14 protein-coding genes are annotated in these 16998 nt (G+C 64.6%); 8 read left to right on the forward strand and 6 right to left on the reverse strand.

Translation table 11 applies throughout. The annotated features are described in order from the left end of the window. Positions 1-35: 35 nt before the first annotated feature. Entirely contained in the window at positions 36-1508 is a 1473-nt protein-coding gene (locus KW836_RS02765) for a YdgA family protein (RefSeq protein ID WP_218342388.1), read from the reverse strand. Between the two features lie 304 nt (positions 1509-1812). On the opposite strand from KW836_RS02765, the gene KW836_RS02770 reads away from it, so the two are divergent. The 5 genes from KW836_RS02770 to KW836_RS02790 all read left to right on the forward strand — a co-directional run bounded on the left by KW836_RS02770 (position 1813) and on the right by KW836_RS02790 (position 7924). Then, entirely contained in the window at positions 1813-3351 is a 1539-nt protein-coding gene (locus KW836_RS02770; RefSeq protein WP_191576253.1) for a DEAD/DEAH box helicase, read from the forward strand. Positions 3352-3396: 45 nt separating this feature from the next. Next, on the forward strand, positions 3397-4026 hold the full coding sequence (locus KW836_RS02775; protein WP_175123938.1) for a LysE family translocator: 630 nt from the start codon (positions 3397-3399) through the stop codon (positions 4024-4026). 110 nt (positions 4027-4136) lie between these two features. Beyond that, positions 4137-5744: a peptide chain release factor 3 gene (locus KW836_RS02780; RefSeq protein ID WP_056565700.1), complete on the forward strand. Its 1608-nt coding sequence runs from the start codon at positions 4137-4139 to the stop codon at positions 5742-5744. A gap of 37 nt (positions 5745-5781) precedes the next feature. Next, positions 5782-6456: a hypothetical protein gene (locus KW836_RS02785; protein WP_056565702.1), complete on the forward strand. Its 675-nt coding sequence runs from the start codon at positions 5782-5784 to the stop codon at positions 6454-6456. Positions 6457-6578: 122 nt separating this feature from the next. Next, positions 6579-7924, forward strand: a protein-coding gene (locus KW836_RS02790; protein WP_370632974.1) for an IS3 family transposase whose coding sequence is annotated in 2 segments (ribosomal slippage) — positions 6579-7043 and positions 7046-7924 — 1344 coding nt in all. Because the reading frame shifts where the segments join, the coding sequence is not laid out codon by codon here. A gap of 63 nt (positions 7925-7987) precedes the next feature. On the opposite strand, the gene bfr is transcribed toward KW836_RS02790, so the two are convergent. Both bfr and KW836_RS02800 read right to left on the reverse strand, forming a co-directional pair. Next, complete coding sequence (gene bfr, locus KW836_RS02795; protein ID WP_056327755.1) at positions 7988-8464, reverse strand: bacterioferritin; 477 nt, start codon at positions 8462-8464, stop codon at positions 7988-7990. Between the two features lie 376 nt (positions 8465-8840). Continuing rightward, positions 8841-9752, reverse strand: coding sequence for a DMT family transporter (locus tag KW836_RS02800; RefSeq protein WP_175123939.1), 912 nt, complete (start codon positions 9750-9752; stop codon positions 8841-8843). A gap of 134 nt (positions 9753-9886) precedes the next feature. Here KW836_RS02800 and KW836_RS02805 point away from each other — a divergent pair, with 134 nt between their 5' ends. Further along, complete coding sequence (locus KW836_RS02805) at positions 9887-10750, forward strand: LysR substrate-binding domain-containing protein (protein ID WP_218343248.1); 864 nt, start codon at positions 9887-9889, stop codon at positions 10748-10750. A 29-nt stretch (positions 10751-10779) separates the two neighbouring features. On the opposite strand, the gene KW836_RS02810 is transcribed toward KW836_RS02805, so the two are convergent. Together KW836_RS02810 and rpoN are read right to left on the reverse strand one after the other, a co-directional pair. Next, entirely contained in the window at positions 10780-11058 is a 279-nt protein-coding gene (locus tag KW836_RS02810; protein WP_056327752.1) for a bacterioferritin-associated ferredoxin, read from the reverse strand. A gap of 121 nt (positions 11059-11179) precedes the next feature. Beyond that, positions 11180-12631 carry an RNA polymerase factor sigma-54 gene (rpoN, locus tag KW836_RS02815; protein WP_218342390.1) on the reverse strand — a complete coding sequence of 484 codons (1452 nt, stop codon included), beginning with the start codon at positions 12629-12631 and terminating at the stop codon, positions 11180-11182. Here rpoN and KW836_RS02820 point away from each other — a divergent pair. Together KW836_RS02820 and leuA are read left to right on the forward strand one after the other, a co-directional pair. Next, entirely contained in the window at positions 12630-13268 is a 639-nt protein-coding gene (locus KW836_RS02820) for a hypothetical protein (protein WP_175123941.1), read from the forward strand. The genes rpoN and KW836_RS02820 overlap by 2 nt on opposite strands. Before the next feature lie 444 nt (positions 13269-13712). Beyond that, positions 13713-15422: a 2-isopropylmalate synthase gene (gene leuA, locus KW836_RS02825; protein WP_218342391.1), complete on the forward strand. Its 1710-nt coding sequence runs from the start codon at positions 13713-13715 to the stop codon at positions 15420-15422. Positions 15423-15510: 88 nt separating this feature from the next. Here the strand turns inward: leuA and KW836_RS02830 are convergent, their stop codons facing one another. Further along, positions 15511-16839 carry an amidase gene (locus tag KW836_RS02830; protein ID WP_218342392.1) on the reverse strand — a complete coding sequence of 443 codons (1329 nt, stop codon included), beginning with the start codon at positions 16837-16839 and terminating at the stop codon, positions 15511-15513. Positions 16840-16998: the final 159 nt, after the last annotated feature.

Consider the following 16998-nt stretch of genomic DNA (forward strand, 5'->3'; position numbering starts at 1 on the left):
AGAGAATCGCGGCGTGCCAATCGTGTTGCGGCAGCTTAGCGCATGCCGCCCAGCACGCCGCCCATCGCCATCATCAGGAACTGCTGCAGCGGCATCTTCTTGCCGTTGAAGTCGACCTGGCCGTCGGCGTAGTTCAGGTACGAGACGATGTTGTTGTTTTCGATCTTGCCCAGACCCATTGCCGTGGCCATGGTGCCGACCATTTCAACCTGGCCCTTGGCGGTCTGCGCGGCCTGTTCGGCCGCCACACCGCGCATTTGCGGTTCGATGGCCATCAGGTCCGCCAGGTTGCCCTTGGACAGCACGAGCTTGGCATCCAGCTTCTTCAGGGCCTTCACCGCCATGTCGGACGCGTCGCCTTCCAGCTGGGCCGGCTTGACCAGCGCCATGTCCAGGTTGAACGTCGACGTACCGTTAGCGGTGCGCACTTCCAGCGGCGCGACGGCCAGCGTCGGGTTGCCGGCCAGCAGTTGCTCGACGTTGGTCTGGATCAAGGCCTTTTCTTCGTCCGTGAATTGCGGCGTCTGCTCTTCGCCCTTGCTTTGCAGCATGCGGCGCGAGGCGGCCTCATAGATGTCGTTCAGCGACTTCAGTGCCTTGGAGTCCATGTTCTGCGCGTCGATGACCAGCTTCAGGCCGGCCATGTCCTTGGCCTGCACGTTGATCATGCCGAAGTCGACGGCCATCTTGGCGCCCATGGCCGCACCGTTCTCGGTCATGTCCACGGCGATCGACGTGTCCTTGAGCTGGACGGGCGGCTTTTCGCGCGACGTGATCGTCCAGTCCTTGAGCGTCACCTTCTGGCTGCCCACGTACATCTCATTGGCGGCCGGCTTCAGGTCGCTGGTCAGGGTGATGCCCTTGACCGCCATGGCGGTGATGTCGCTGTTGTCGGACGGGCCCGACAGCTCCAGGCTGTCGACGGCCACGTCGAAGATGCCGCGCTTGGTGGAAGTGGCGTAATCGAAGTCGCCCTTCATGCCCGAGAACACGAGCTTGGTGGTGTCCTTGGCGACTTCGACCGGGGCCATGTTGAACGTGCCGGTGATGTCCTTGCCGTAGCTGACGCTGTAGTGGCCCGACAGCGGCACCGCGCCCTTGGCGGCGGCGAACCACTCCTTGACCGTCTCGCTTTCTTCCAGCGCGAAGTCGCTGGCCACCATGGCCGGCATGAACTTGCCCGACTTCAGGTTGGAGAACGGCAGGGGGCCGTGGCTCAGGTGCTCGATGAAGACCACGTCGCGCTCTTGCGCGGGCTTGCCTTCGGCGGCGGGCGTGGTGAACTTGATGCGGTAGCGGGACGTCGAGGTGAAGACGCCGCGGTCGAACGAGACCAGCTCGGCGACGGCATTGATGCCCCATTTGTCGGCGACCTTCTTGAGCTCGACGTTCGAGTCCTCGATGGCCTGCTTGACGAATGCTTCGGCCTTTTGGCCCGTGTACCAAGCCGTGCCGGTCCAGACCGCGCCCAGCGCGACGACGATGCCAACCAATGCCGATTTCTTCATTGCATCCCTTTTATTTTGAATAGATGAAAGCCGACGGATTATAGGGAGGGCCGACTAGGGAAAACACTTATTTTGTTCTAATTTAATTCAAAATATTGCTTAATGATTCTATAGAGACCTTTTGAGCGCTTGCTGCGCCGCCACATCAGCTACAATCCGTTCCGTGCGCCAAGCCAATCTGCGCACGTCCGCTCGGCCCTTCGCCGCCAAGCTTCGCCCTGATGGGCGCTTCCCCTTTTCTCCTTATTCGACCGCCTGGATTGGAGTCTCTCAAATAGAGCGACAGGCTGCCGCTGGAGCTGTTTTGACTACCACTTCCCCTTTCGCCGACCTCGGGCTGGCTGATTCGCTGTTGCGCGCCATTGCCGACACCGGCTACACCGCGCCCACGCCCATTCAAGCCCAGGCCATTCCCCAAGTGCTGAAAGGCGGCGACCTGCTTGCAGCCGCCCAGACCGGCACCGGCAAGACCGCCGGTTTCACGCTGCCGATCCTGCACCTGCTGTCGCAGAAAAAGCCCGAGGCCCGCAAGCCCGGCCGCCCCCGTTGCCTGATCCTGACCCCGACGCGTGAACTGACCGCGCAGGTCGCCGAATCGGTGCAAACCTATGGCAAGTACACCTCGCTGACGTCCATGGTGATGTTCGGCGGCGTCAACATTAACCCCCAGATCTCCGCGCTGCGCAAGCCGCTGGACATCCTGGTCGCCACCCCCGGCCGCCTGCTGGACCATTGCGGCCAGAAGACGGTCGACCTGTCGGGCGTCGAAATCCTGGTGCTGGACGAAGCCGACCGCATGCTGGACATGGGCTTCATCCGCGACATCCGCAAGATTCTCGCGCTGCTGCCCAAGCAACGTCAGAACCTGCTGTTCTCGGCCACGTTCTCCGACGAGATCCGCACCCTGGCGCGCGGCGTGCTGAACAATCCGGGCGAAGTCTCGGTCACCCCGCGCAACACCGCCACCGAGCTGGTCACGCAGACGGTGCACATCGTCGAGCAACACCACAAGCGCGACCTGATCAGCCACATCATCCGTGAAAGCGGCTGGCACCAGGTGCTGGTCTTCACGCGCACCAAGCACGGCGCCAACCGCCTGGCCGAAAAGCTCGTGAAGGACGGCCTGACCGCCGCCGCCATCCACGGCAACAAGAGCCAATCGGCCCGCACGCGCGCGCTGGCCGGCTTCAAGGACAGCAGCGTGACCGTGCTGGTCGCCACCGACATCGCCGCCCGAGGCCTGGACATCGACCAGTTGCCGCAGGTCGTGAACTTCGAGCTGCCCAACGTGCCGGAAGACTACGTCCACCGCATCGGCCGCACGGGCCGCGCGGGCGCCACCGGCGCCGCGGTCTCGCTGGTCGACAACAGCGAAATCAAGCTGCTCAAGGACATCGAGCGCCTCATCAAGAAGACGATCGAACGCAAGCCCGTGGAAGGCTGGACGCCGCCCGCCACCAGCGCAGCCGCCTTCGAACGCCAGGAACGCGACGAAGACTCGCGCAGCATGCGCGGCGGTCCCCGTAATGGCGGCCGCGGCGGCAACGGCGGCTCGGGCCGCTCCTCGCGCCCCGCCCAAGGCCAGCCGCGCGCAGCGGCAGGCGGCCGAGCCCCCGCGCCGGCCCGCGCCGGCGAAGGCCGTGGCAACGGCGGTTCGCGCGATGGCAAGCCCGCCGACCGTCCGGCTCACGCCGGCCGCAATGAGGGCCGTCCGCAACAGAATCGCCGTCCCGAAGGGTCGTCGCGTCCGGCCGGCAATGCTGGTTCGGGCCGCCCGGCCGAGGGACGCGCCGGCCAAGGGCGCCCCAGCGGCGCGCCGCGTGCCGCGTTGCTGAGCAAGTAATATCTCCCGCAACCCCGACACTGCGATCCACGGACCCGCGCCATCATGCCCTTATCCACCTGGTTGACGTTCTTCCTGGCCTCCTGGGCCATTTCGTTCTCACCGGGCGCCGGCGCCATCTCGGCCATGTCGTCCGGCCTGAAATACGGCTTTGCGCGCGGCTACTGGAACACGGCAGGCCTGATCCTGGGCATCCTGTTCCAGTTCGTCGTGGTCGCCGTGGGGTTGGGCGCCGTGCTGGCGACGTCGGAAATGGCGTTCAACGTGGTCAAGTACCTGGGCGTTGCCTACCTGATCTACCTGGGCGTGCGCCAGATCCGCACGGATGCCGCGCCGGTCGCGGTGGATGCCGGCGATCCGCGTCAGGCGTCCATTCGTGACCTGGTCCTGCGCGGGTTCCTGATCAACACCATGAACCCCAAGGGCACCGTGTTCCTGCTGGCCGTGGTGCCGCAGTTCGTGGATCCGGCGCTGTCGCTGACGCCGCAGTACGCGGCCTTGGCGGCCACGCTGGCGTTCACCGACCTGGTGGCGATGGGCGTGTACACGCTGCTGGCGGCGCGCGTATTGCGCCTCTTGCGCGACGCCAAGCACATCCGCTGGATGAACCGCACCTTCGGGTCGCTCTTCATCCTGGCAGGCGTGTTCCTGGCAACCTTCCGCCGCCACAACTGAAATTAAAAGCGTGGGGCACGGGCCGGCAACGGCGCGTGCCCCACATGTTTTCGTGCATGACACCGGACCGCACCGGCCTGAAAAGCGGCGTTAAGTAGAATCCTCCGATCATGAGCATTTCCAACGAAGTCGCACGGCGCCGTACGTTCGCCATCATTTCCCACCCTGACGCGGGCAAGACCACGCTGACGGAAAAACTGCTGCTGTTCGCAGGCGCCATTCAGATCGCCGGCAGCGTCAAGGCGCGCAAGGCGTCGCGCCATGCCTCGTCCGACTGGATGGAAATCGAAAAGCAGCGCGGCATTTCCGTGGCGTCCTCGGTGATGCAGATGGAGTACCGCGACTGCGTCATCAACCTGCTCGACACCCCGGGCCACCAGGACTTCTCCGAGGACACGTATCGCGTGCTGACGGCGGTGGACGCCGCGCTGATGGTGATCGACGCGGCCAACGGCGTCGAGCCGCAGACCATCCGCCTGCTGCAGGTCTGCCGCGCGCGCAACACGCCAATCATCACGTTCATCAACAAGATGGACCGCGAAGTGCGCGAGCCGCTGGAACTGCTGTCCGAAATCGAAGGCCACCTGGGCATGGACGCCGTGCCGTTCTCGTGGCCGGTGGGCATGGGCAAGTCGTTCGGCGGCGTGTTCGACATCCGCCGCGACCGCATGCGCGTGTTCCGTCCCGGCCAGGAGCGCCGTTCCGACAACGACGACTTCATCGAAGGCCTGACCAATCCCGAGATCGCCAAGCGCTTCGGCGGGGCGTTCGACCAGGCCAGCGGCGAGATCGAGCTCATCAACGAGGCGGCGCCCGCCTTCGACCGCGACCAGTTCCTGGCCGGCAAGCAGACGCCCGTGTTCTTTGGTTCGGCCATCAACAACTTCGGCGTGCAGGAAGTGCTGGACGCCCTGGTCGATCAGGCGCCGCCCCCGGGCGCACGCATGGCGCTGCAACGCGAGGTGAAGCCCGAAGAGCCCAAGTTCACCGGCGTGGTGTTCAAAGTGCAGGCCAACATGGACCCCGCCCACCGCGACCGCGTCGCCTTCGTGCGCGTGAGCTCCGGCCGCTTTGAGCGCGGCATGCGCCTGAAGGTCGCGCGCACCAACAAGGAAATGCGCCCCAACAACGTGGTGTCCTTCCTGTCGCAACGCCGCGAACTGCTGGACGAAGCCTATGCGGGCGACGTCATCGGCATTCCGAACCACGGCGTGCTGCAACTGGGCGACGTGCTGACCGAAGGCGAGACGCTGCAGTTCACGGGCCTGCCGTTCTTCGCGCCGGAACTGTTCCAGGCGGTCGAAGTGAAAGACCCGCTGCGCACGAAGCAATTGCGCACCGGCCTCACCCAATTGGGCGAGGAAGGGGCCATTCAGGTGTTCCGTCCCGAGGTCGCCGGCGGCTCGCTGCTGCTGGGCGCGGTCGGCCAACTGCAGTTCGAAGTGGTCGCGCACCGCCTGAAGACGGAGTACGGCGTGGATGCCCGGATGCTGCCTTCGCGCTACACAATGGCACGTTGGATTACGTCTGAAAACCCCAAGGCGCTGCGCAAGTTCATGGATGCCAATGCCGCCCATATCGCCTATGATGTCGTCGATGCTGCGGCGTTTTTGATCGGTTCTCCCGCGCAGTTGCGCGTCGCCGAGGAACTGTATCCCGATGTGAAATTCCACGCCATGCGGGAGCACGGCGGCAAGGTTTTCGGAGACAAGGCGTAGACCCGTTCGGGTTCCGCACGGCAGATTGAGGGTAGCAATGTCTTGGCGTTTTTTATTCGCAACGCTCCTTATCGCGCTCGGCGCGTCGGCATGGGGCGGAATTCAACTGGGTGACTGGCTGGTGGCGCATGCGCCGGCGGCCGCGCCCGCTCCTGGGCAGGACGCAGCCGCGTCCCAGCAGCCCGTGCTGGACGCCAATGGCCGTCCGTACGTGGCGCAGCCGCCGCAGCCGCGCATCGACGGCACGTTGGGCGTGCCCGACAAGCCGTCCGATCGCGAATGGCAGGTCAACACGGTGTCGCTGTTCGACACTGTCAGCGATCCCGCCGTCCAGATCTCGCGTGAACGCATCAGCCCCGAACAGGCCCGCGAAATCGCCGCCTCGTCTCAGGTGCCGCTGCCGTCGGGCAATTCCGACGTCAGCACGATGGACCTGCTGGTGCCCGGCACGTCAACCGCCATCAACGGTGGCGTAGCCGCTGGCGGCAGCTACGGCACGCCGCAGATGGTGCAGGCGCCCCCGCCGCCGCCCAACACGGCGCCGGCAGCCGGCGCGCAAGGCTGGCAGGACGCGCTGCGGCGTGAACTGGCCCAATGCGCTACGCAAGGCTTCTTCGAACGCCCCTCATGTTCCTGGAACGCGCGCAACAAGTACTGCGCGCCGAACCGCGCCTGGGGCACGATGGCCGAATGCCCGGCCCGTCCGCAGTAAGACGTCTGCCATAAAGACGTCACCTCGACAACTTCACACGCAGTTTCACGGCAAGAAAAATGGCGCCCCGCGTGAACTGACCCCCGAAAGTTGGACGAAATCCAACCTTCGGGGGTTTTTGCATGGCGAAGTACGAAGAGCAGTTCAAGATCAAGGTGGTGCAGGCATACCTGCAGGGCACAGACGGCTTTAAGTCGGTGGCGCGCCAACACGATGTGCCGCACTCAATGGTGCGGCGGTGGGTCGAGAGCTTTCGAGCGCACGGCGTTGACGGGTTGCGCAGGCAATCTGGCTCGTACAGTGCGGCGTTCAAACAATCGGTGCTGATCAAGATTCGACGCGAAGGTCTATCGGACACGCAGGCGGCGGTGTTGCTGGGGATTCGCCATACAGGGCACATCACGAAATGGCGCGCCCAGTATGATGCTGGGGGTATAGAGGCGCTGGCGCGCAAGCGTCGAGGAGCGAGCATGCCGCATAAATATCCCCCAGAACCCGTGTCTAAGGACATGACCAAGGAAGAACTCGAGCAAGAGCTGGCTTATCTGCGCGCGGAGAATGACTACCTAAAAAAAATGAAGGCCTTGATCGAAGCGGAGAAGACCCGGGCGCTGGTTGGAAAGCGCAAGTGGTTCAAGGATTAAGGCCCAAGCATCCGCTGGCACTACTGCTACGCGTAGCCAAGCTATCGCGTAGCACGTTCTATTACCACCTGAAGGCGTTGGGAGCCGTGGATCCGTACGCCGAGCTCAAGCAGCGCATCGGCGCGGTCTTCGCACGCCACAAAGGCCGCTACGGCTACCGCCGGATCACGGCGGTCTTGCGCCAGGCCGGTGAACAGGTGAATCACAAGACGGTGCAGAAACTGATGCAGGCGCTGGGGCTGAAGTCGCTCGTGCGCGCCAAAAAGTACCGATCCTACCGGGGCCAGTCGCACCACGTGGCGGCCAACGTGTTGGCACGCGACTTCGAGGCGGCGCGTCCCAACGAGAAGTGGGTCACCGACGTGACCGAGTTCAACGTGCGCGGCGAGAAGCTATACCTGTCGCCGGTGATGGACCTGTACAACGGCGAGATCGTCGCTTACGAGACCAACCGCCGGCCGGTGTTCAAACTGGTGGGCGGCATGTTGAAGAAGGCGCTGGCGCGGCTACTGCCCGAAGAAAGGCCTGTCCTGCACTCCGACCAAGGGTGGCAATACCAGCAGCCAAACTACCGTCGGATGCTGGCGGATCGATCAATCACGCAGAGCATGTCACGCAAGGGCAACTGCCTGGACAACGCCGCCATGGAAAGCTTCTTCGGCACGCTCAAGGCCGAGTTCTTCCATCTGAACCGCTTCGAGAGCGTCGAGCAATTGCAGGCCGGCATCCGGCAGTACATCCGTTACTACAATCACGATCGCATCAAGCTCAAGCTAAAAGGCCTGAGCCCGGTGCAATACCGAGCTCAGGCCTTCCGGCTCTAGCTGACCGTCCAACTTCTGGGGGTCAGTTCACGCGGGGCGCCATTTCTTTTGCTGCCAGCAGCCTTATTCAGGCACGGACATCTGGCTTTGCAGGTAGTTCTGGATGCCGACCTTGTCGATCAGGTCGATCTGGGTTTCCAGATAGTCGATGTGCTCTTCGGTGTCGTCCAGGATGTCCTGGAACAGATCGCGCGACACGTAGTCCCGCACCGATTCGCAATACGCAATGGCTTCCTTGACGGTCGCCTGAGCGGCCGTTTCCAGCTTCAGATCACAGGCCAGCAGTTCCGGCACGTCTTCGCCGATCAGCAGCTTGTGCAGGTCTTGCAGATTGGGCAGGCCGTCCAGCATGAAGATGCGGGCGATCAGACGATCGGCATGCTTCATTTCGCCGATGGATTCTTCGTACTCGTGCTTGCCCAGCTTGTCGAAGCCCCAATGGTTCAGCATGCGGGCATGCAGGAAATATTGGTTGATGGCCGTCAGTTCGTTGGTCAGTTGCTTGTTGAGAAACTGGATGACGGTTTTGTCGCCTTTCATGATGGACTCCTTGCAGTCAGGCGCGACGCGAGCGCATCGCGACAAAGGAGCGCACGATGCCGCGCGTACGCAACCCATGCAGACTACCATTGGCCGCAGGGCCGCGCCTAGCCTTGCTCTGCATTTGGTAAACGGCTTTAGGAGCGCAACAAGAAAGCGACAAGCTAATGAGAATGAGTATGTGTGTCTGAGGCCTTGCATGCGTGGCGACGCAACGGCGCGGGCTGCAGACGCGGGGCGCGCTGAAATGGCTTCGCGATTGTCCCCATATATGTTGCGCGGCGGCCCCTGCGCCGCGTCAATCTGCGCTGCCAACGCGTCACGCCGGCTCGTTGCATATCAGCAACCGGATCAGGCCGCGTTGACCGTCCTCAATTCACGCGGTGCGCCGCGTCGCAAGCCAGATGCCGAATGCGATGGGCACGATGCCCAGCAGGTCCAGCCACGAGACGGGCTCACGAAGCACCACCCAACCGAACAACAGGCCCAGCGGCGGCATCAGAAAATGCAGTGCGCTGGCCGAGGTGGCGCTGGCGCGGCCCAGAATCATGAACCACAGGTAATAACCGCCCATCGACACCGCGACGATCATGTAGGCCATGCTCCAGATCAGGCTGGACGTCAGACGCGCATCGCCGAGGTTTTCCGTGGCCAGGGCGAACGGCAGCAATGCCGCGGCGCCTGCCAGCGACTGGATGCCCGTCGACGTCCACAGACCGGAGGTGGGCTTGAGCATCTTGTAGAGCAGGGTGCCGGCCACCAACGCAATCAGGCCCCCGGTCACAAGCAGCGTGCCGTGCAGGTCTTCCTGCATGCCGGTCAACCGCGATCGCAACACCAGCGCCACGCCCGCCAACCCCAGGCACAGCCCCAGCAGTTTGCGCCAGCTCAGCCGCTCACCCAGCAACGGACCCGCCAGCACGCCGATGAGCAGCGGGTTGGTGCTGATGAGCACGGCGGTGAACGCGGACGACACGGTGGTCATACCCGACCAGCTCAAGCCCAGGTACAGCGCGTTGTTGAGCGCCCCCAGCAGAACCAGCGCGGCCAGGTCGCGGCCCGAGGGCAGCTTCCAGCGACCGCTGGCCGCCGCCAGGCCCAGCATCAACGCGCCCGCGATCAGGAACCGGATCGTCAGCAGGGTCAGCGGCGGACAGTCGCGCACGGCGATCTTGGCTGCGGCAAACGCCGAACTCCATAGAAAGCAGAACGCGGCGATCGGCAGGAGGCTGATGCCCGGGCTGTCGGATGCGGGCAAGGCAGGGGCAGGGGTCGAAAGGGCCTTCATGGTTGATCCGGCTTCGTAGATCTGCAACCGCATGCGCGGCGGGATGGGAGGCATTCTGCGCGCCGGGCCATCCATTGACAAACTCTTTATTCGGATCGAAAGTATTTGAAATTCGAATGCTGGAAGGCACCGTCATGCTCGATCTCGATCTCCTGCACAGCTTTGTCTCGGTAGTGGACGCTGGCGGCTTCACCGCCGCGGGCGAACGCGTGCACCGCAGCCAGTCCACCGTCAGCCAACAGATCCGCAAGCTGGAAGAGACGCTGGAATGCCCGCTCTTCCTGCGCGAAGGCCGGCAGGTCCAGCTCACCGAAGAAGGCGAGCGCCTTCTGGGTTACGCGCGCCGAATGCTGGCGTTATCCACTGAGGTCCGTGAGGCCGTCAGCGGCCGCAAGCGCGTGGACGTGATCCGCCTGGGCATTCCGGACGACTTTGCGGTGGACGCGCTGACTGCCGTCGTCGCCGCCTTCGCCAGAACGAGGCCGGCGGTGCAGCTGTCGGTGCGTTGTGACCTGACGGCGGTCCTGACGCGCAGCCTGGAACGGGGGGATCTGGACGTGGCGCTGCTCAAGCGCGAGCCCGGCGCGGGCACGGCGCTGGCCGCGTGGCCCGAGCGGCTGCACTGGATCGGCAGCGCGTCAGAGCAGGCGCCGCTGACGCCGGAGGCGCCCGTGCCGCTGGTGGCGTTTCCGCAGGGCTGCATCTACCGCAACCGCGCCATCCATGCGCTGGAGGCCGCCGGACGCCGCTGGCGCATCGCCTACGAAAGCCCGAACCTGTCGGGCGTGCAGGCCGCGCTGGCGGGCGGGCTGGGAATCGCGCTGCTGGAACGCCGCTGCATCGCGCACGGGCACCGGATCCTGGACGTGGGCCTGCCCGCCGTCCCGCCGTCCGAATTGGCGCTATGCGTGGCCGGCAACGCGCGCGAAGCGGCACGTCAACTGGCGATGGATATCAGGGAATTTTGCGAGAAGGAAATGTCGCGGCTCGCCGCATGAAGGCAGCGAGCCGGAATTGACACCAATGCTCAGGCGATGGCGACCAGCGGAATCGGGAAGCTGCTGTTGGCAGCCGGCGTGTCCGATTCGACGAGGGCGGGAGCATTGACCGGAACTGCGATGGAGCGCACGTCGCACACGCTGGAGCAGCGGCCGCCCGGCAGGTATTCGGCGGCGGTTGCCGCGCAGCAGCCGCAGCACGTGGCCACGCCCAGCTCGAACTGCAGGTCGGAAAGCGTCGTCGCGCCCGCGTCCACGCTGGCGCGGACTTGGCGTTCGGTGATGGCATTACATACGCAAATGTACATGCGAATGATTATCGAAAATTATTTAGGCCCTGGCAAGCCCTGTGCGCAAATAATTTTGCAACCGAAGTGTCACGCAAGCCATTGAAAATAGGGACAATTTTGCCGAAGCTTGTCCCTTATTTCAACGCGCGGCGGCTTGCGCCTTGCGCAGCGCGGCCGGGGCGATCCGCAGCGCTTCGCGGTACTTTGCCACCGTCCGTCGGGCGATCACTATCCCCTGATCGGCCAGTTTTTGCATGATTTGGCTGTCCGACAACGGCTTGGCGCGATTCTCGTCGGCCACCATCTGGCGGATGTAGGTCTGCACCGCCGTCGCCGACGTGGCGTCGCCGCCTTCGGTCGAAACGCCCGTGCCGAAGAAGCGCTTGAGCTCCAGAGTACCGAACGGAGTGAGCATGTACTTCTGCGTCGTGGCGCGCGAAATGGTCGATTCGTGAAGACCGAGTTCGCCGGCGATGTCTTTCAGGATCAGCGGGCGCATCGCCGCCGGGCCCTGGCTGAAGAATGCGGTCTGGCGTTCGACGATGGCCTGCGAGACGCGCAGGATGGTGTCGAAACGCTGCTCCACGTTCCGGATCATCCATTTGGCCTGCTGCAATTGCGCCTGCAGCCCGGCGTGCGCCGATTCCTTCTGGTTGCCCAGCATCTGCGCGTACAGACCGTTGATCTGCAAGCGCGGCACCGCGGCGCTGTTCAGCGTGGCCTGCCAGCCGCGCCGCGTCTTGCGCACGATGACGTCCGGCACCGCATATTCGGCGGCCGGCACGGTCCACGCCCGTCCGGGGCGGGGCTCCAGGCGCAGGATCAACGCATGCGCCGCGCGGAACGTGGGTTCGTCGCAACCCAGCGCCGCGCATACGCGCGCGGCGTTGCCGGTTGCCAGCAGCGGCAGGTGTTCGGCGCAGATCCGCCGCGCACAGGCCAGCACGGCGGGATCGGCCGCCTCGGGCAGCCGGCCGAGGTCGGGATTGCGCAACTGCAGGTGCAGGCACTCGGCCATGTCGCGCGCGCCAATCCCCACGGGATCGAAGGACTGCAGCAGCGACAGCGCCGCGCGCAGCTCGTCCATGTCTGGCTCCATTTCTGCCGGGAGCCAACTAAGAATCTCGTCCAGCGGCGATCCGAGGTATCCGTTTTCGTCCAGTTCGTCGATCAGCAGGGACGCCAGCGCGGCATCGCGCGGCGCCGCCCGGGTCAAGGCAAGCTGGCCCAGCAGATGCTCGCGCAAGGTGTCCGGACGCGCCGCCTCGGGCAGGCTGGCGTCGTCATCGGGGTACACGCCGCCCGAACCCGGCATCTCGTCGATGGGTGTCTCGCGCTCCGCCGCCGGCTCGTCGTCCTGCACCGAGGACTCGCGTTCGGACTCTGCCCGCGACTCCGCCTCGGCCGACGACGGCTCGTCCTCCCGGTCCAGCAGGGGATTTTCGGCCAGCACTTGCGAGATTTCCGCTTCAAGGTCGAGCGTCGACAGCTGCAACAACCGGATCGATTGCTGAAGTTGTGGGGTCAGCGTCAGGTGCTGGCCAGGCCGCAGTTCTAAAATTGGACGGGTCATAGGTACAATATTTTGCATGATGAATCTGACTTCGCCCGCAAGCGTTCGCCAGGACTGCCGACTGATCGGCCAGACCCTGCTCAAACTGGCGCTTCCCCGACTCGTTTTGCGCGCGATCGTCATCGCTGTCGCGATCGTTGTCTGGTATCTGGTTGCCTCCTGGATACTCGATTTCGGCAAGCGCATGAACTACGACTTCCTGCACACGCTAGGCCAGCCCACCCAGGACATGGCGCAGCGGATCAATCCCTACCTCTGGTGGGTGGTTGCCGGCATCTGGACCCTGATCGTCTTCTTTTCGGTGCGCGCCTGGTTCTACGCCAGTCTGGCCTCGGGCGCCGCGACGCCGGTCGGCACGGATACGCTGGCCGAACTGGCGCCCAATCTGTCTGAAGAATCGCTAGGCGTGCTGCGCTGGACCTGGGGCGACCGGCAGGAACCCTTCACCGTCGGCGACCTGCGCCGCTCGCTGTCGGAATTGCGCCACAACCGCATTGGCAAGATCGACATGGTGGCCGAGCAGGCCCGGATCCTGGAAGCGGGCGCCAACCGCCCCGGCCGCGATCCGCGCGACGACGGCCGGCGTGACGACGTCCGCCGCGACGCGCCGCGCGAACCGCGCTATGTCGAACCCCGCATCGGCCCGGCCCGCTAGGCCGCATCCAGACTGCCAAAAGGCCGCCGCAAGGCGGCCTTGCTGTTTCCAAAGGCCCATTCGTCAACTTTCGGAAAAGACCATGATCTGATCCGTCCCTTGCTCTTTCCGTTTGCGCTTCCCGAAAAAGTATGTTTGACTAGCACCCCATGGCCGCTTACCGCACCCCCCTCGCGATTGCCACCGGACGCTCCGCCGCTCCGGTCGCCGGCCTGCGCGTTCAATCCTCCTTCATCGCGCTATCGCTATTGCTACCGATCGGTTGCCGGGCCTAGTGTCCCCGTGGTAGCTCGGCAGCCACGTTTGCCACACGCGATTTCCCCTTTTTATCTCTGAATCCTGCCGGCCATCCCGGCAAACCCTGGCACAAGACCGTCATCCGGTTGCGATGCCGACGAGCGCAAAACGCGCCGGGATTCAAAAGAAACCGATCGAGGTGTAGTGATGATGCTTGCCAACCCCGCCACCAAATACGTCCCCTTCGCGCCCTTTACCCGCGATTTCTCCGAACGCACCTGGCCCAGCCGCCGCATCACTAAGGCGCCGATCTGGATGAGCACGGACCTGCGCGACGGCAACCAGGCGTTGATCGAGCCGATGAGCGTGGAACGCAAGGTCCGCTTCTTCGAACAGCTCGTGAAGATCGGCTTCAAGGAAATCGAAGTCGGTTTCCCGTCCGCGTCGCAGACCGACTTCGACTTCGTGCGCAAGCTCATCGACGAGAAGCGCATCCCCGATGACGTGACCATCATCGTGCTGACCCAATCGCGCGAAGACCTGATCAGCCGCACCGTGGAAGCCGCCGCGGGCGCCAAGCAGGCCATCGTCCACATGTACAACGCTTGCGCACCGGCCTTCCGCAAGGTGGTGTTCAACATGTCCAAGGACGAGATCAAGAACATCGCCACCACCGGCACGCGCCTCATCAAGCAGTACACGTCGCAGCGTCCCGAAACCAAGTGGAGCTACGAGTACTCGCCCGAAGTCTTCAGCACGACCGAACCCGAATTCGCGCTGGAAGTCTCGAACGCCGTCGCCGATGTCTGGCAACCCACGCCGGACCACAAGATGGTGCTGAACCTGCCCGCCACCATCGAGGCGACCACGCCCAACCTGTACGCCGACCAGATCGAGTGGATGCACAAGAATCTGGCCCGCCGCGACAGCATCGTGCTCAGCGTCCATCCGCACAATGACCGCGGCACCGCCGTGGCCGCCGCCGAGTTTGCCGTGATGGCCGGCGCCGACCGCATCGAAGGCTGCCTCTTCGGCAGCGGCGAGCGCACCGGCAACGTCGACCTCGTCACGTTGGCGCTCAACCTCTACACGCAAGGCGTGCACCCCGGCCTGGACTTCTCGGACATCGACGAAGTGCGCCGTTGCGCCGAATACTGCAACCAGTTGCCGGTCCATCCGCGTCATCCGTACGCGGGTGACCTGGTCTTCACCGCGTTCTCGGGTTCGCACCAGGACGCGATCAAGAAGGGCTTTGCATTGCAAAAGGCCGACGCCGTCTGGGAAGTGCCGTACTTGCCGATCGACCCCGCCGATCTCGGCCGCAGCTACGACGCCGTGATCCGCGTGAACAGCCAATCGGGCAAGGGCGGCGTGTCGTACCTGCTCGAGCAGGAACACGGGCTGGTGTTGCCGCGCCGCTTGCAGATCGAATTCAGCCGCGCCATCCAGCGCGTCACCGACGAGACGGGCCGCGAAGTCACCGCCGACGACGTGCACACGATCTTCAACCGCGAATACCTCGAGCAGAAGGCGCCGTGGAAGCTGATCCGCCATCGCATCGACGGCGATCCGTCGGCCGGTGAAGGCCAGCACTTCAGCATCGAAGCCGAACTTGAATTCAACGGCGAACGCCGCATCGTGAGCGGCAAGGGCGACGGCGCGATCTCCGCCTTCGTGGCCGCGCTGGATGTGCCCGTGCGCATCATGGACTACCACGAGCACGCCATCGGCACCGGCACCGGCACGCGCGCCGCGTCCTATGTCGAACTGCGCGTCGGCGAATCCGCCACGGGCTTTGGCGTGGGCATCGACCGCGACATCGTGACGGCCTCGTTCCAGGCCGTGCTGAGCGCCGTGAACCGCCACATCAATTCCGGCGCCGTCACCGCCGAACAGGAAGCCGCCGAAGCCGTGTGATCCACGACCAGGCTTGAAGCCCCCGACAACGGGGCACGAGATGAAGCCCGCCTTATCCGGCGGGCTTTTTCATTGGGGGTGATTGCAATCAGCCGCGCGGCCACATGTCGGACGCGCCGATATCCGGCGCATTCGCGGCCAGCAGGCGCGCATGGATCCATGCGCCGATGGCGAGCAGGCGGTGGTCCGCATATCGCGCGCCAACGAGCTGCAAGCCCACCGGCAGGCCCTGCGGGCCGGTCGCGAATGGCAGGTTCAGGCAAGGCAGCCCGAACAGCGTCCAGGCCCGCGAGAACTGCGGATCGCCCGTGCCCAAATCGGCAAACGGCGCCTCGCCGCTGGCGCTGGGGGCAATCAGGACGTCGTATTGGTCGAACCATGTGTCGACCCGCGCGCGCGATTCGGCGGCGCGTTCCAGGTTCTTGATGTGCTGCTCCGCGCTGATCTGCGCGCCGGATTCCAGGATGGCCTGTAGCTTGGGACTGAGCTGCGCCGCATGTTCCACGCGTTCGTACGCCAGCGCCTGCGAGGCCTCGAACGCCATGATGTCCGAATGCAGCTGCACCAGCACGCAATGCTCCGGCGGCAGCGGCACTTCTTCGACCTTGGCGCCCGCGCGCGAGAGGATCGCCGCGGCCTGCGCGAAGGCCTCTTTGGTTTCGGGCTGGGCATGGCGCCATTGCAGGCTGCGATACATGCCCACGCGCGGCGCGTCGTGATAGGACAGATCCAGCATGCGCGGATCGCGCATCAATACCGACGAGAACAGCGCCACGTCTTCCACCGAGCGCGCGAATCCGCCAACCGTATCCAGCGATTCGGCCAGGCTTTTCACGCCGGCGCGGGAGATCCCGCCGAACGTGGGCTTGAAGCCGACCACGCCGCAATAGGACGCGGGCCGGATGATGGAACCCGCGGTCTGCGAGCCCAGCGCAAAGGGCACCATGTCGTCGGCCACCGCGGCGGCCGAGCCGCTGGACGAGCCGCCGGGCGTGTAGGCCTCGTTGCGCGGATTGCGCGTGGGGCCGGCCTGGTAGGTGGCGAATTCGGTGGTGACGGTCTTGCCGATGACGATGGCGCCCGCGCCACGGCACAGCGCCACCGAGGCGGCGTCCAGTCCGGGATGATGGCGGTCGTAGATGGGAGAGCCGTAGCGGGTGGGCAGGTCGGCGGTATCGAACAGGTCTTTCACGCCGATGGGCAGGCCGTGCAGCGGACCGCGCAGCGCGCCGCGGTCGAGGGTTTCGGCGTGGTCGAGCGCAACCTGCTTCTGCAGGGCCGTCCAGGCATGAACGGTGTTCTCGCGCTGTTCGATGCGCGCGAAGCAGGCGCGCACCAATTGCACTGCGGTCAATTCACGCCGTTGCAGCTTGCGCGCGGCTTCAACCGCGCCCAGTCTGTTCAAGGCAGTAGACATGATTCTTTCCTCTTTGCCGGTGCCGCGACGAGCGCGGAAAAACATACTGCGCACCCGGTCCCCTTGACCGAGGGTATGCCCGGCGTGGCTGCCTGCCTGTGAAAGCAAGCGTCATGCCCAGCACACCGACCCCGCCGTTGTGCGTGTTGCGTCAATTGG

The organism is Achromobacter sp. ACM05 (assembly GCF_019218915.1).
Classification (GTDB): Bacteria; Pseudomonadota; Gammaproteobacteria; order Burkholderiales; family Burkholderiaceae_B; genus Achromobacter; species Achromobacter animicus.